This window comes from Caulobacter sp., assembly GCF_035254145.1.
Taxonomy (GTDB): Bacteria; Pseudomonadota; Alphaproteobacteria; order Caulobacterales; family Caulobacteraceae; genus Caulobacter.
The window spans coordinates 1-13232 of sequence record NZ_DATFAV010000168.1 but is presented as its reverse complement, the minus strand read 5'-3'; the positions used below and the strand labels follow the sequence as shown (position 1 = coordinate 13232).

At 69.5% G+C, this 13232-nt stretch carries 10 protein-coding genes; 1 reads left to right on the top strand and 9 read right to left on the bottom strand.

Going from position 1 to position 13232, the window contains the following annotated elements:
• Positions 1-244: 244 nt before the first annotated feature.
• From VJ655_RS10095 to VJ655_RS10060, 8 genes are all read right to left on the bottom strand, one after another.
• A complete protein-coding gene (locus VJ655_RS10095) occupies positions 245-2233 on the bottom strand; it encodes a 3-hydroxybutyrate oligomer hydrolase family protein (protein WP_324110929.1) in 1989 nt (662 codons plus the stop codon).
• The gene (locus VJ655_RS10090; RefSeq protein ID WP_324110928.1) at positions 2230-2544 is read right to left on the bottom strand and encodes an AtuA-related protein; all 315 of its coding nucleotides are present in this window, start codon (positions 2542-2544) and stop codon (positions 2230-2232) included. The genes VJ655_RS10095 and VJ655_RS10090 overlap by 4 nt, the downstream gene beginning before the upstream one ends.
• A complete protein-coding gene (locus VJ655_RS10085) occupies positions 2541-3899 on the bottom strand; it encodes an acyclic terpene utilization AtuA family protein (protein ID WP_324110927.1) in 1359 nt (452 codons plus the stop codon). The genes VJ655_RS10090 and VJ655_RS10085 overlap by 4 nt, the downstream gene beginning before the upstream one ends.
• Complete coding sequence (locus VJ655_RS10080) at positions 3896-5197, bottom strand: citrate:proton symporter (protein ID WP_324110926.1); 1302 nt, start codon at positions 5195-5197, stop codon at positions 3896-3898. Before VJ655_RS10080 ends, VJ655_RS10085 begins: the two co-directional genes overlap by 4 nt.
• A gap of 100 nt (positions 5198-5297) precedes the next feature.
• The gene (locus tag VJ655_RS10075) at positions 5298-6209 is read right to left on the bottom strand and encodes a LysR family transcriptional regulator (protein ID WP_324110925.1); all 912 of its coding nucleotides are present in this window, start codon (positions 6207-6209) and stop codon (positions 5298-5300) included.
• A 104-nt stretch (positions 6210-6313) separates the two neighbouring features.
• Entirely contained in the window at positions 6314-7510 is a 1197-nt protein-coding gene (locus VJ655_RS10070; RefSeq protein ID WP_324110924.1) for an alpha/beta hydrolase, read from the bottom strand.
• A gap of 85 nt (positions 7511-7595) precedes the next feature.
• Positions 7596-9851, bottom strand: coding sequence for a beta-glucosidase (locus VJ655_RS10065; RefSeq protein WP_324110923.1), 2256 nt, complete (start codon positions 9849-9851; stop codon positions 7596-7598).
• A gap of 21 nt (positions 9852-9872) precedes the next feature.
• Entirely contained in the window at positions 9873-11477 is a 1605-nt protein-coding gene (locus tag VJ655_RS10060) for a carboxylesterase/lipase family protein (RefSeq protein WP_324110922.1), read from the bottom strand.
• A gap of 234 nt (positions 11478-11711) precedes the next feature.
• Between VJ655_RS10060 and VJ655_RS10055 the strand changes: the two genes are divergently transcribed.
• Positions 11712-12725 (top strand): LacI family DNA-binding transcriptional regulator, encoded by a 1014-nt coding sequence (locus VJ655_RS10055; RefSeq protein WP_324110921.1) that lies wholly within the window; start codon positions 11712-11714, stop codon positions 12723-12725.
• On the opposite strand, the gene VJ655_RS10050 is transcribed toward VJ655_RS10055, so the two are convergent.
• The coding region (locus VJ655_RS10050; RefSeq protein ID WP_324110920.1) for a substrate-binding domain-containing protein at positions 12722-13232 on the bottom strand (511 nt) is incomplete at its 5' end. The genes VJ655_RS10055 and VJ655_RS10050 overlap by 4 nt on opposite strands.

Below are 13232 nucleotides of genomic sequence, written 5' to 3'. Positions count from 1 at the left end.
CTTTTTTGTTTTTGACGCAGAGCGCCGATCGGTCGCGCGCGAGGTCGCGACCGCTGGTGTCGAAGTGGCTTTCGAGCTTGGGCGGCGAACGAGCCGCTAGGTCAGAATGTGATCCACTCTGAAGTTCCCTCCTGTCGCCGGTCGCGCGCCAGCGTGTGAAACCGTTGTTACTCGATAAGCCGAACCCTGGGGAAATGGCATTTCCTGATCGATTGATCAGTCGTCGTTATCAATTCCCCCGCATTCAGTCCGGCATGGCGACGACACCCAACTGCACGTGAATCCGGTCGGCCGCGAGCGGCGCGATGGCGATCGGCGGAATGTTGTCGAGGGTCAGGGCGGGCGCCGCGCCTGGAGCGCCGCCGCGCGGGCGCGTACGGACGACCTGACTATCAGGTAGCGGCGCGCCGGTGATCAGGCTGTCCCATAGCAAGTCGAGGGCCCGCAGATTGTAGTAGGCCAGCGACACGAAGCGGGTGTCGAAGCCGGGCATGGCGAAGCCGAAATGCTCCGCGTTCTCCACCTCAAGGTAGCGTAGCTTGCTGGCCGCGCCCTCCCGCAGGCTGTTGACCGCCAGATAGGGCCGCGAACTGAAGGCGGGCGGCACGCGGTTGTCGGCGCGGCCGTGGACGATGATCGTCGGCTTGCCGTGCAGATTCCCGTCGGCCAGGAACGCGGCGACGCCGGCCTGGACCCGCCGGGCGTCGGCCGAGCGGCCGACCGCCAGTTCGCGCAGGCAGCGCGCGCCGTCCAGATTGTAGTCGACCCGGCCCGTACTGGGCGAGATCGACAGGTCGTTGCGGCGCGGCCCTCGCGGGTCGTTGTCGTTGATCAGGTCGATGCTGCCGGTGGGCGCGCCACCGGCCGCCTTGGCGAAGATTTCGGCCAGCTCGGCGGGCGGAACCGGGCGCGGGCGCCCCTCCCCGTCGACCGAGGCGTAGCTGTAGCCGCAGATCCGCCGCTCGACGCCGAAGCGTCCGTGGTCGCTGGCGTACTTGGCCGCCGTGGCGTCCGGGCCGATCAGATAGCCCGCGGCGTTCAGCACCTGGGTCTCGGGATCGAAGCCGTAGGCCAGCAGGCGGTCCTGAGCCTCGCGCGCCTGGCCGGCCAGGTCGACGGCGTCCAGCAGGCCCGCCTGTTTCAGCGAGGCGCAGCGGTCGGCGGCGCGGGTGACGCGGTCGGTCCACGGCGCGTCGGGCATGGCGAGCACCGCGCACGGCTCGTAGAGATTGGCGAAAGTGAAATAGTCCAACAGGGTGCGCGCGCCGTTGGCCCGCGCCTTGTCGCCGCGCAGCACCCGGATGGCGGGATCGCCCCGCACCTGGACCTGGGGCTCGCCGGCCACCAGACCGTCGATCAGGCCCTCATGATCCTTCTCGCCCGCATAGAGCGTTGCCCCGCCGCCGTTGGAATTGCCCGAGACGATCACCAGGGTGTTGTCGGAGGTCCAGCCGCCGCCATCGCGGGCGTTCAGCTGCCAGAAGGCGTAACGGATCGCGCGCAGCACGTCCTCACCCCATTGGCTTTCTGGGTTGAGCTTGGAGTTGGCGGCCTTGAAGGCGATGCGGTGGGGCCAGCGGGCCAGAAAGGCGGCGCGGGCCTTGGCCGACAGCGGCGCTGTGAAGTGCGACAGCGCCCCGGCCTCGACGGCCTTGGCGGTCGTCCCGTCGATCAGCGTGACGGTGTCGCTGGCCAGATCGTGCACGCCCGTGCCGTGGCCCTTGTCCGTGTAGACGACCGCGCAACCGCGCTGCAGCCCCCAGAAGCCCGTCGTGGAGATGTCGTGATAGATCCCGAACGAGCCCGCCTGCGGCACGGCCAGGATGCAGCGCCGCGCTCGCGACAGCTTGGCGGGGATTTGCAGCAGAACGGCGCTCTTTCCGCCGCCGGGACCGTGCGTGTAGGCCAGGTATTCCTCGCCCGCCACGCGCCCGCCGTCTGGATAAGGCTGGCCGGTGGCGGCGTCGATCGTGGGTCCGAACAGGCGTCCCCAGCCCGAGGTCAGGTCGGCGCGAACGGCCATGGTCGCCCGGCGCAACTCGGCGGCGGTCGGATGCAGCGGATCGGCGTAGGGGGCGGGCTTGGCGGCTAGGCCGACCAGGTCGTCGGTGACGCCGTCGAAGGTCAGGTGGCGCAGGACCGTGACGCCCCTGGGCGCCGGGGCCGCGACCGCCGGAGCGGCCAGGATCGTCGCCAGGGCCGCGCCCAAGCCGAGCGCCTTGCGAAGGCTCATGACGGCGTCTCCTCGAGCTCGAGCTCCAGCAGCAGGCCGCTCAGGCACTTGCCGTGGGCGTCCAGCGCCAGCGATCGCGTCACGCCGCCGCCCAGGGCGCCGTTCAGCACGAAGTTCAGCGCCATCAGATCGGGCAAATCGTAACGGCGCACCTCGCCGCGCACGATGTCGCGCAGGTGCGCCTTGACCCGCTCGGGCGTCAGGACGCGGCGCACTCGCTCATAGGCTTCCGGGTCGTAGGCGATGATCGAGATGTTCGAGACATCGCCCTTGTCGCCGCTGCGGGCGTGGGCCAGATCGCGCAGCTTCATAACGCCACCTCGAAGATCACGCTGGGCCGAACCAGCTCGCGCTCGATCAGGGTCGAGACCACGCCAATGACCGGCGTCACCAGCCGCGTGGCGCCGCCTCCGCCCGCCGGGCCGTTGGTGTAGAGCGCCTCGACCTCGCGGCCGACGCGTTCGGCCTCGCCCTGGGTGCGGGTGCGGGCCACGATCCGGGCGCGAACCTCCATCGGCGCGAACGCCGAGGCCAGGCTCTCGGGCGCAACGGCGTCGACTCCGATCAGCTCGAACCGGGCCTCCTCGGGCGAAAGGCCAGTCAGCCGGAAGCGCTCGGCGATGATGTCCAGGGCCAGGCGTCCGCGCGCCACGGCGCTGGAGCCCGCGTACGAGATGGCCCCCTCGCCGATGAAGCCCTCCTTGCGACCCAGCGACACCTTCAATTGGGCGGGGCGCGGTCGGCCGCCGCCGCCACGCACGGCGACGCGATCGGGACCGTCGGCCTCGAACCGCACGGTCGAGAAGTCGGCGGTGACGTCGGGCGTCAGGTACTGCGAGGGATCGTGCAGTTCGTACAGCAACTGTTCGGTGCACGTGGCCACGTCCACGAGACCGCCCGAGCCCTCGACCTTGGTGATCACCGCCGAGCCGTCTGACGAGACCTCGGCCAGGGGAAAGCCCAGACGCGCCAGGTTCGGCACCCGCTTGACGTCGGGATCGGCAAAGTAGCCGCCCGTGACCTGGCCGGCGCACTCCAGCAGGTGACCGACGACGGTGCCTCGACCCAGCCGCTCCCAGTCGTCCAGCGACCAGCCGAACTCGTGGACCAGCGGAGCCAGGAACAGGGACGGATCGGCGACGCGGCCGGTCACCACTATCTGAGCGCCGCCGGCCAGCGCCTGGACGATCGGCTCGCAGCCCAGATAGGCGTTGGCCGAGATCAGGCTGTCGCCCAGGCTGGCGACATCGCCGCCGACCTCGAGCAGCGGCCGGGTCGAGCCAGCCATCAAGTCCAGCACGTCGTCGCCGACCACGGCGGCGATCTTCAGGCCCGGCAGCCGCAGGTCGGCGGCCAGCTCGGCGATGCGGGCGGCCGCTGCGGTCGGGTTGGCCGCGCCCATGTTGGAGACGATCCGCACCCCCTTCTCGACGCATAGCGGCAGGACGGCGCGCATCCGCGCCTCCAGCAGCGGGTCGTAGCCTCCGCCCGGATCGCCCAGGCGCGCGCGTTGGGCCAGGGCGATGGTGCGCTCGGCCAGGCACTCGAAGACCAGGTAGTCGAGCCGGCCTTCACGGACCAGTTCGACGGCGGGCTCGATGCGGTCTCCGGCGAAGCCGGCGCCGGCGCCGATGCGGACGACGCGATGTTTGGAAAAGGACGTCAAAGCGGAAACAGCCCCAGCAGCAGGCAAGCGACCGCCATGACCAGCGACGCGCCATAAAGGAATGGGAAGGCGAACTTCTGGTGGGCCGACAGCTCGACCCCCGCCAGGCCCGCCACCAGGAAGGTCGCCGGGGTCAGAGGGCTGACGGGGAAGCCGGCCGTCATTTGTCCGACCAGGGCGGCCTGGGCCACCTGGACCGGCGCGCCGCCCAGGCGGGCGTGGGTTTCGGCGATCACCGGCAGCACGCCGAAATAGAAGGAGTCCGGGTCGAACACCATGCTGAGGGGCATGGCCACCAGCGACAGGACGAACGGGATATGTCGGCCGCTGTCGGGATGGACGTTGGCCACCGCCGCGTCGGCCATGGCCTTCAGGAAGCCCGCGCCGCCCATCACGCCAGTGAAAGCCCCGGCGGCGATCAGCACCGACGCCATCAGGAGCGCCGAGCGGGCGTGGGCGTCGATCCGGGCGCGTTGGTCGGCGACCTTGGGATAGTTGATCAGCAGGGCCGCGGCGAAGGCGACCATGAACACCACGGCCGGCGGCGCGACGCCCGCGACCAGCACGCCCATGGCGCACAGGGTCAAGGCCAGGTTCAGCCAGAACAGCTTCGGGCGCGCCAGGTCCGGCTCGGCGCCGTGCTGGGGGATGGCCGGCCCGGGCCCGCCGTCGGCGACGGCCCAAGTCAGGCCCAGGCGCTTTTCCTCGCGCTTGCCCAGCCACCAGCTGACGACGAAGACGAAGGCCAGCCCCGCCAGCTGCACGCCGATCATCGGCTTGAAGATGTCCAGCACCGAGATGTGCAGGGCCGAGGCGGCGCGCACCGTCGGGCCGGTCCAGGGCAGGAAGTTCACGCCGGCCGCCAGCGAGGCCACGCAGGCCAGGATCCGGCGGTCCATGCCCAGGGTGTCGTACAGCGGGCGCATGGCCGGGATGGCGACCAGGAAGCAGACCGCGCCCGAGCCGTCGAGGTGGATGATCAGCGCCAGCAGCGCGGTGCCCACGGTGATCCGGCTGGGCCGACGGCCCACGGCCTTGAGGATGCGGCGGACGATCGGATCCAGCAGGCCCGCGTCGGTCATAACGCCGAAGAACAGGATGGCGAAAACGAACATCGCCGCCACCGGCGCGATCTTGCCGATCCCCGCGACCATCAGAGCCGGCGCCTGGGCGCCTTGGCCGATCGCGATCGCCGCGACGAACGGTATGAGGATAAGCGCCGCGACGGGCGAGGCGCGGTTGGACAGGATCGCCGCGGTCAGGGCGAGGATCGCCGCGACGCCGATGAGAGCGAGCATTAGGGGCGTTTCTTCCTGGACGCTGCATTCAGCTTGTCAGGCTTATATGCCGATCACCCGAGCCCTCGCACAAAACGGAAGTTTGGATCGATTAATAGCCTTACTCGATAAATCCGCACGAATTGGATCCGCGAGCCGAGCACACACTATCGATGAACGCCTGTACGACGGGCCGGACGGGCGAATGGCGTCGCCGCATCAGCACGATCGTGCGCGTGAAGGCCGGGTCGCGGATCGGCCGCGCGCGGACATTGGCCTGGCTGCGGATCTCGACGGCCGTCGAGGGCAGGATCGCCAGGCCCAGGCCCGCCCGCACCAGGGCCACCGCCGTGGTCATGTAGCGGACCTGGCAGGCCGGCGTCGCCGTCCGCCCCGCCGCGATGAACGCGCCGTCGACCAGGTCGCGCACGCTGCTGCCCCGGTTCATCAGGATCAGCGGATAGGCCGCCAGGGTGTCGACCGAGATCGTCGGCGCCTCGGCGATCGGATGCCCCTCGGGATGGACCACCATCATGGCGTCGTCGAACAGCTTGATCTGCTCGATGTCGTCGTCGTTCTCGTCGGCCATGCCGATGCCGAAGTCGACGCGATCCTCGCGTACCAGGGTGGTGATGCTGCTGTTGAGGGCGTCCTCGACCTCGAAGGTCACGTCGGGGTGGTCGAGCTGGAAGCGGGCGATCACGTCCGGCAGCAGGGTCGCCGCGCACGACGGCAGGCAGGCCAGACGCACGACGCCCTTGGCCTTGGATACGAAGTCGCGGGCGTTGACCACCGCCCCCTCGAACTCGGTGACTAGGCGCAGGAAGATCGGCAGCAGCTCACGCCCGATGTGGGTCAGCTCCACCGAGCGGGTGCTGCGGTCGAACAGACGCAGGCCGAGGGACTCCTCGAACTGCCGGACACGGTTGGTGAGCGCCGGTTGGGAGAGCGCCAACACCTCGGCCGCGCGCGTGAAGCTGCGGGTCGAGGCCACCGTGACGAAGGCGCGGATCTGGCCCAGCGTGATGTGCATGACGTTCAGCGCCCTCCCCTGGCGCTTCGGAGTAACACTGACGGGGCCCAGGCTCCAAAAGCGACCCGGCGGCGCACCTCGGAGACTTTTCCGCCCCAGAGTTCCTACTTGAAAAGGCGCGGCGCGAAGTCCGCGAGGTAGCGACGCCAGTTGATCCAGGTGTGCCCCCCGCCGCTCTCATTGTAGACGTGGGCTATGCCGTACTTGTCGAGCGTCGCCCGGGTCGGCGCGACCGTCGCATACAGGAAATCGTCCTTCCCCATCGCGTAGTAGACCAACTTGAACGCCTTGGCGCCCTGCTTGAGCGCCGCGTCGTTGCGGGCCGCGTAGGCGCTCGCCTGCTCCGCCGACTGGAGGCCCATGCTGAAGATGCCGATGTAGTGGAAGAGCTCCGGATGGGTCAGGCCGTTCTGAATGGTGTGCGCCCCGCCCATCGACAGGCCCGCCATCGCGCGCGAGTCGGGCTTGGCGATCGTGCGGTAGTGGCCGTCGACGTACGGGATCAGGTCCTTGAGGAAGTCGTCGCGGAAATCGGTGTTGGTCAGCATGTCCGCGCCGGGGCGGTCCGGCGTATGGCCGGAGGGCATGACGATGATCATCGGCCGGGCCTTCCCCGCCGCGATCAGGTTGTCGAGGATGTAGTGGGCGTGGCCGACCGAGGTCCAGCTGTCGTCGCTGTCGCCCGCCCCGTGCACCAAGTAGAGCACCGGATAGACGCCCTTGCCCTTCTCGTAGCCCGACGGGGTGTAGACGTGAGCGCGGCGGCGGACATTCAGCGATGTCGACCAGTATTCGATCGTCGACACCGCGCCATGCGGCACGGCCTTGTCGAAGGTCTGGAAGGCGCCGGCGGGACCCAGCACCTCGAACGTGCTGTTGACGCCGACCCGCTCTTCCGAGAACCGCGTGCCTTGCGGATCGGGCACGCGCGCGCCGTCGACATTGAAGTTGAAGCGGTAGGTGTCGGCGGCGACCGGCTTGTCAGTCGTGACGCTCCATAGGCCCGTCGCGTCCTTGACCATCGCCAGCCCGCGCGGCCCGCCGCCAAAGCCCATCGGGATGACGTCGGCGTTGTCGGTGCTGGTGACCAGGGCCACCCGGGCGTCCGGCGCGCACAGGCGGAAGGTCACGCGCCCGTCCGGCAGTTGCTCCACCGACTTGTAGGCGGCCGGCCCTGAAAAGAAGCCACGCGGCAAGCAGCTGGCTGCGGGATCCTGAGACGGGGCCTGGGCGCTCGCGCCGCCGGCCGACAGCAGCGCGGCGGCGAACGCCAACCCGAGGAGACATGGCTTGATGGTCATGGTCGGCGTTCCGTTCGATCAATTTCGAAAAAGACCTCGGCCGCGCGGCAGGAGGAAACCACGCGGCCGAAGGCAGGCCAGGGCTCTAGGGCTTGATCGCTCCAGCCTTGACCTTGGCCGAGGCCTTGGCGTCCAGGGCCGTCGACGACGCGCCGACCGCGACGTCGTAGGTCCCGGCGTCCACGCGCCACTGGCGGGCCTTGACGTCGAAGTCGGCCAGCAGGCGGCGGTCGGCGGTGACGGTGACGCGCTTGGTCTCGCCGGGGGCCAGCTCGACCCGCGACCAGCCCAGCAATCTCAGTTCAGGCGCGCCCGAGCGGGCGGTCAGATAGACCTGGGGCACATCCACCCCCGCCTTGGGGCCGGTGTTGGTGACGTCGAAGCTGGCGGTGACGGTGTCGCCGCCCGAGACCTTCAGGTCGCCGTACTTGAAGCTGGTGTAGGACAGGCCGTGGCCGAACGGGAACAGGGGCTTGAAGCCCTTGCGCGCATACCAGCGGTAACCGATGTCCGAGCCGTACGGATGGGGCGCGGCGAAGCTCTTCATCTTCTCGGCGGCCACTTCCGGCGGATCGGTGAAGCTGGGTCCGACATAGCCGAAGCCCGGGATCTGACGGTTGGGCAACTGGTCGTACGAGGCGGGGAAGGTGATCGGCAGTCGGCCCGACGGATTGACGTCGCCGAACAGGACGTCGGCGATGGCCTCGCCGCCCCTGACGCCCGAGTACCAGGCCTCGACCACCGCGCCTACCTTGCCCAACCAGGGCATCAGCACCGGCCCGCCGGTCTGCAGCACCACGACGGTGTTGGGGTTTGCCTCGGCGACGGCGGCGATCAGCCCGTCCTGGCCCTGAGGCAGAGACAGGTCGCCGGCGTCGATGCTCTCCATCATCCACTGGTTGGCGAACACCACGACGACGTCGGCGTCCTTGGCCAGGGCCGCGGCCTCGGAGGGATAGCGGCCGTCGGCGAACCGAACCGTCGTCTCCTTGCCCGCCTTGGCCTTGATCGCCTTCAACGGTGACGAGGGGTGGTAAACCTGGTTCGCCAGCATCGCCAGCGGGCTCTCCCCGCCGACGGGGATCGAGGCGGCGTTGCCGGTTCCGGTGATCACCTGGGCCGAACCGCCGCCCGACAGCACGCCAAGGTCGGCATAACCGCCGACCACGACGATCTTCTTGGCCGTCCGGGCCATCGGCAGCAGGCCGCGATCGTTCTTCAGCAGCACCACGCCCTGCTCGGCGGTAGTCTTCGAAACCTTGGCGCCGGCCGCGTAGTCGATCGGCTGTCCCTGGCGCGAGGGCGTGTCGAACAGACCGACCGCGAACATCGAGCGCAACACGCGCTGGGCCATGTCGTGGATGCGGGCCTGCGGGATCTGGCCGCTGCTCACCGCGGCCTTCAGCGGCTTGTCGAACCAGACCTGACGGTCCAGCTGCTCGCCGGACTGTTGGTCGAGACCATTGGCGGCCGCGCTGACGCCGGGCACCGCGCCCCAGTCGGACATCACCCAGCCCGGCCAGGCCCAGTCGCCCTTCAGCACCTTGTTGAGCAGGAAGTCGTTGTCGCAGGCGTGATGGCCGTTGATCTTGTTGTAGGCGCACATGACCGAGCCGGGCTTGCCCTTCTCGATCGCGAACTGGAAGGCCAGCAACTCGCCCTGGCGCAGTCCCTGCTCATCGATCTGGGCGTCGACGACATTGCGACCGGTCTCCTGATCGTTGAGCGCGAAGTGCTTCACCGTCGAGACGATCTTCTGCTCCTGCGTGCCGCGCACGGCCGCGCCGGCCAACGTGCCGGACAGGAGCGGATCCTCGCCCAGATATTCGAAGTTGCGGCCGTTGCGCGGATCGGAGGCCAGGTTCAGGCCGCCGCCGAGCAGGACGTTGAAGCCCTTCTTGGCCGCTTCCTCGCCGACCACCGCGCCGCCGGCGTAGGCGTTGTCGGCATTCCAGCTAGCGGCCAGCGCCAGGCCCGAAGGCAGGGCGGTGGCGGTGTCGCCCTTGCGCATCCCGCCGGGATTGGAGACGCCGAGACTGGCGTCGGTCTCGCGCAGCGGCGGCACGCCCAGGCGCGGCACGCCCGGCACGTAGCCGGCGCCCGGCACGGCGTCTTCCGGGATCTTCGCCCCCGGGAAGAACGCCAGCGGCATGATGCCGTGCAGCAGGCCGTAGCGTTCCTCCTCGGTCAGCGCCTGATCCAGCAACTTGGCCCGTTCGTCGGCCGAGAGTTTTGTGTTCATCCACGGGCGGTCGGCCGCCGCGCTCTGAGCCTGGGCCGCACCGGCCGAGGCGACGATCGCAAACGCGATCGCGCCGTTCATCAAGGTCTTACGAAGCATCACGCCCCCTCCCATTCCTGCTTATTGAGCCACGGCGCCGGACGGCTGGGCCGAGGCGGCCGTGACGTCCATGCGGGCTTTCCAGGGCTCGGGCTTGGCGACCGCCACGCCATCCGCGCCGAAGTCCATCAGCACGTCGCTCTTGGCGTCGTAGGGGGGCCAGGTCGAAAGCCCGGGCCCATTCGGATTCCCGGTCTTGGCGAAGTTGCTGAAGTAAGCGTTTGCCGCCTTGGCGATAGCCGCGTCCTTGGCCGACAGGGCGTCGCCGTACTTGGCCTTCACGGTGTCGAAGACGTATGGGATGTCGGTCGCGTGCGGCGCGCCCATCTTCCATTCGCCCTTCATGGAGTCCGCCACGTAGGAGAACCGGTACTCGTAGGCCGGAACGCCCTGGGCTGAGATGGCCTGAGCCACGAACCGCGCAGGTTCGACCATCATCTTGTCCATAGCCACGGTGTAGGCGACCAACCGAACGTCGGCGTCGCCCTTGGGATCGTACGCCGCCTGGGCCTGGGCCTTCAGCGGGCCGAACGGATCGAACACCTGGTCCTTGGTCTGGGCGAAGCCGAAGCCGATGTCCGCGCTCGTGGCGCCGACCATGACCGGCCCCTTCACCTGGGTTCCGGCGCGATAGGCGACCTCGGGATCGGCGACCACGATCTTGCCGTCCAGCATCGGACCGCCGTAGGTCGGCGGGCCCGACGGGTTGAACATCGCCGCCATGTTAAGACCGGCGGTGACCTGCTCGGCGGTCAGGGCGCGCAAGGCCTTCAGGGCGTCCGGCCCCGTCCCTTCGATCCCGACGGACTTGGCGAAGTTGACGCCGATGGTCTCGGCCGAGGGCGCGCCCGGTACGTCCTGGCTGAGGCGTCGCGGCCCCATCAGGCTGCCACGGCCGCCGCCCGACATGATCGCCGCCTTCTGGAACAGTCCCTTGGACTGGGGAGAGGTCAGCAGCATGTGCACCGAGCCGCCGCCCGCCGACTCGCCGAAGACCGTGATGTTGTTGGGGTCGCCGCCGAACGCCTTGGCGTTCTCCTTCACCCACTTCAGGGCGGCGATCTGGTCCATGTAGCCGTAGTTGCCCAAAAGCCCGCCGTCGGCGTTGGCCGCGGTCAGGGCGGGATGGCCGAAGAAGCCGAAGCGGCCGACGCGATAGTTGAAGCTGACCAGGACGACGCCCTGCTTGGCGAACTGGTCGCCGGCGTAGACGGCCGGCGAGGAGCCGCCGTTCACGAAACCGCCGCCATAGATCCAGACCATCACCGGCAGCGGCTTGGTCGAGGCTTCGGCCGGACGCCAGACGTTGGCCACCAGGCAGTCCTCGGCCGGCTCGGTTCCCAGCGGCGCGGCGTCGCTCGGGAAGGGCTTTTGCATGCAGTCGTGGCCATAGGCCTTGGCCGGGCGCACCCCGGTCCAGGGCTTCACCGGCTGCGGCGCGCGCCAGCGCAGCTCGCCCACGGGCGGCTGGGCGAAGGGGACGCCCTTGAACGACAGGACCCCGTCGGCGACGACGCCTTGGATCTTGCCTGATGCCAGGGTGACCGTGTCGGCGGCCGGCGCGGCGACCGCGTGCCCAGCCCCCATCAGCAGGGCGCACGCCGTGGCGAGCCATAGCGATTTCATCATCGTCTCCTCCCCGCCGTTTCGCGGCGCTCTTATGGATTATGGACGCGCGCCGCCTGATCGACGGTCGCGAGCAGGCCCATAGCAACCGCATGTGATAACGTTGTCAATTCCAATTGCGACACGCTCCTTCAATTGTTTTCAGCCCATACAGTTCGGAGAGTTAGACGGATCGCCGGCGGACGGAGGCAAACACCGATTGACCTCCCCGCCGCCCCCCTGCACACCGTTCTGATGCGCCCCAAGGCAGCCGACAGAGCCACGATCAAGGAAGTCGCAGCACGGGCCGGCGTGTCGCTGATGACGGTTTCGCGGGTGCTGAACCGCACGGGCTACGCCAGCGCCCAGACCCGCGAGCGCGTCGAAGCGGCCGCCGCCGCGCTCGGCTATCGCCCCAACGTCTTCGCCCGCGCCCTCCCCGGGGCCCGATCCTTCCTGGTCGCGACCCTGATCAACGACGCGGCCTCGGCCGCCACGGCCGAGCTGCAGCGCTGCATGATCGTGCACTGCCGGCAGGCGGGCTACCACATGGTGGTCGACAGCGCGCCGATCGACGGCGATGAAGCCGGGCTGCGGGCGGTCGCCGCGCGGCTGGCGACCCTGCGCCCCGACGGTGTCATCGTCTGCCCGCCCCTTTGCGACTCGCCTGAGATCCTGGCGATGCTGGAACAGCTGGGCGCGCCCTTCGTGCGCTTCTCGCCCTCCCGCATGGGCGAGGGCCCGCGCGTCGGCGCCGACGAGATCGGCGCGGCCCGCGCGATCACCGACCACATCCTGGCGGCCGGCCATCGCCGCGTCGCCTTCTTGGGACGCGGCGACGGCCTGTCGGCGCTGCGGCTGGAAGGCTTCCACTCAGCCTTGGACGCCAAGGGCCTGGCGCCCGCCGCCATCGACTCGGCGGCCAACGACTTTGAGGCCGCGGGGCTTTGCGCGCGAATCCTGCTGGAAGGCCCGAAACGGCCCACGGCCGTGGTGGCGGCCACGGACGAGATCGCCCTGGCGGTGCTCGACGCCGCGCGTGGCCTGGGCCTCAAGGTCCCCGCGGACCTGTCGGTGGCCGGGTTCGGTGACAGCGACGCGGCGGCGTTGTCATTTCCGCCCTTGACCAGCATTCGCTACTCGATGACGGCGATGGCCGCCGCGACGATCGGGTTCCTGATCAATCCCCCCAACAGCGCTCACGCGCCTCTGGGCCGGACCTTCGGGTTCGAGCTGGTGTCGCGCAGCACGGTCGCGCCGCCGCCCTAGGTCCTCGCTGGACCGGTGGAGCCTCGCGCCAGCAGCTCGAACGCGACCGATCGCCGGACCTCGCCCGCCTCGCCGGCGATCACCTGCTCGACCGCCGCCCTGGCGAACGCCTCCAGCGGCTGGCGGATGGTGGTCAGTTGCGGCCAAACCATGCGCGCGGCGTTGCTGTCGTCGAACCCCGCCACCGACACGTCCTGCGGCGTCTGCAGGCCCAGCTCGGTCGCCGCAGCGATCACCCCCAGGGCCGACAGGTCGTTGGCGGCGAAGATGGCTGTCGGGCGATCCTCGGCCCGCGCCAAAAGGCGCAAGCCGCTGGCGCGTCCGGACGCGAAGGTGAAGTTGCCCTGCTCCAGCCGAGAGCGGGACGGCGCCGCCCCCGCCTGCCCCATCGCCTCCCGAAAGCCCGCGAGGCGAAGCGCGCTGGCCCCGTGATCCGGGTGCCCCTCGATGAAGGCGATGTCGGTATGGCCCAAATCCAGCAGGTGACGGGTCATGGCGAAGGCGGCC

What these genes read in the sequence shown, in the direction of transcription:
- VJ655_RS10095 (WP_324110929.1), bottom strand. Translation starts at nt 2,233, where the DNA reads ATGAGCCTTCGCAAGGCGCTCGGCTTGGGCGCGGCCCTGGCGACGATC.
- VJ655_RS10090 (WP_324110928.1), bottom strand. Translation starts at nt 2,544, where the DNA reads ATGAAGCTGCGCGATCTGGCCCACGCCCGCAGCGGCGACAAGGGCGAT.
- VJ655_RS10080 (WP_324110926.1), bottom strand. Translation starts at nt 5,197, where the DNA reads ATGCTCGCTCTCATCGGCGTCGCGGCGATCCTCGCCCTGACCGCGGCG.
- VJ655_RS10075 (WP_324110925.1), bottom strand. Translation starts at nt 6,209, where the DNA reads ATGCACATCACGCTGGGCCAGATCCGCGCCTTCGTCACGGTGGCCTCG.
- VJ655_RS10070 (WP_324110924.1), bottom strand. Translation starts at nt 7,510, where the DNA reads ATGACCATCAAGCCATGTCTCCTCGGGTTGGCGTTCGCCGCCGCGCTG.
- VJ655_RS10065 (WP_324110923.1), bottom strand. Translation starts at nt 9,851, where the DNA reads ATGCTTCGTAAGACCTTGATGAACGGCGCGATCGCGTTTGCGATCGTC.
- VJ655_RS10060 (WP_324110922.1), bottom strand. Translation starts at nt 11,477, where the DNA reads ATGAAATCGCTATGGCTCGCCACGGCGTGCGCCCTGCTGATGGGGGCT.
- VJ655_RS10055 (WP_324110921.1), top strand. Translation starts at nt 11,712, where the DNA reads ATGCGCCCCAAGGCAGCCGACAGAGCCACGATCAAGGAAGTCGCAGCA.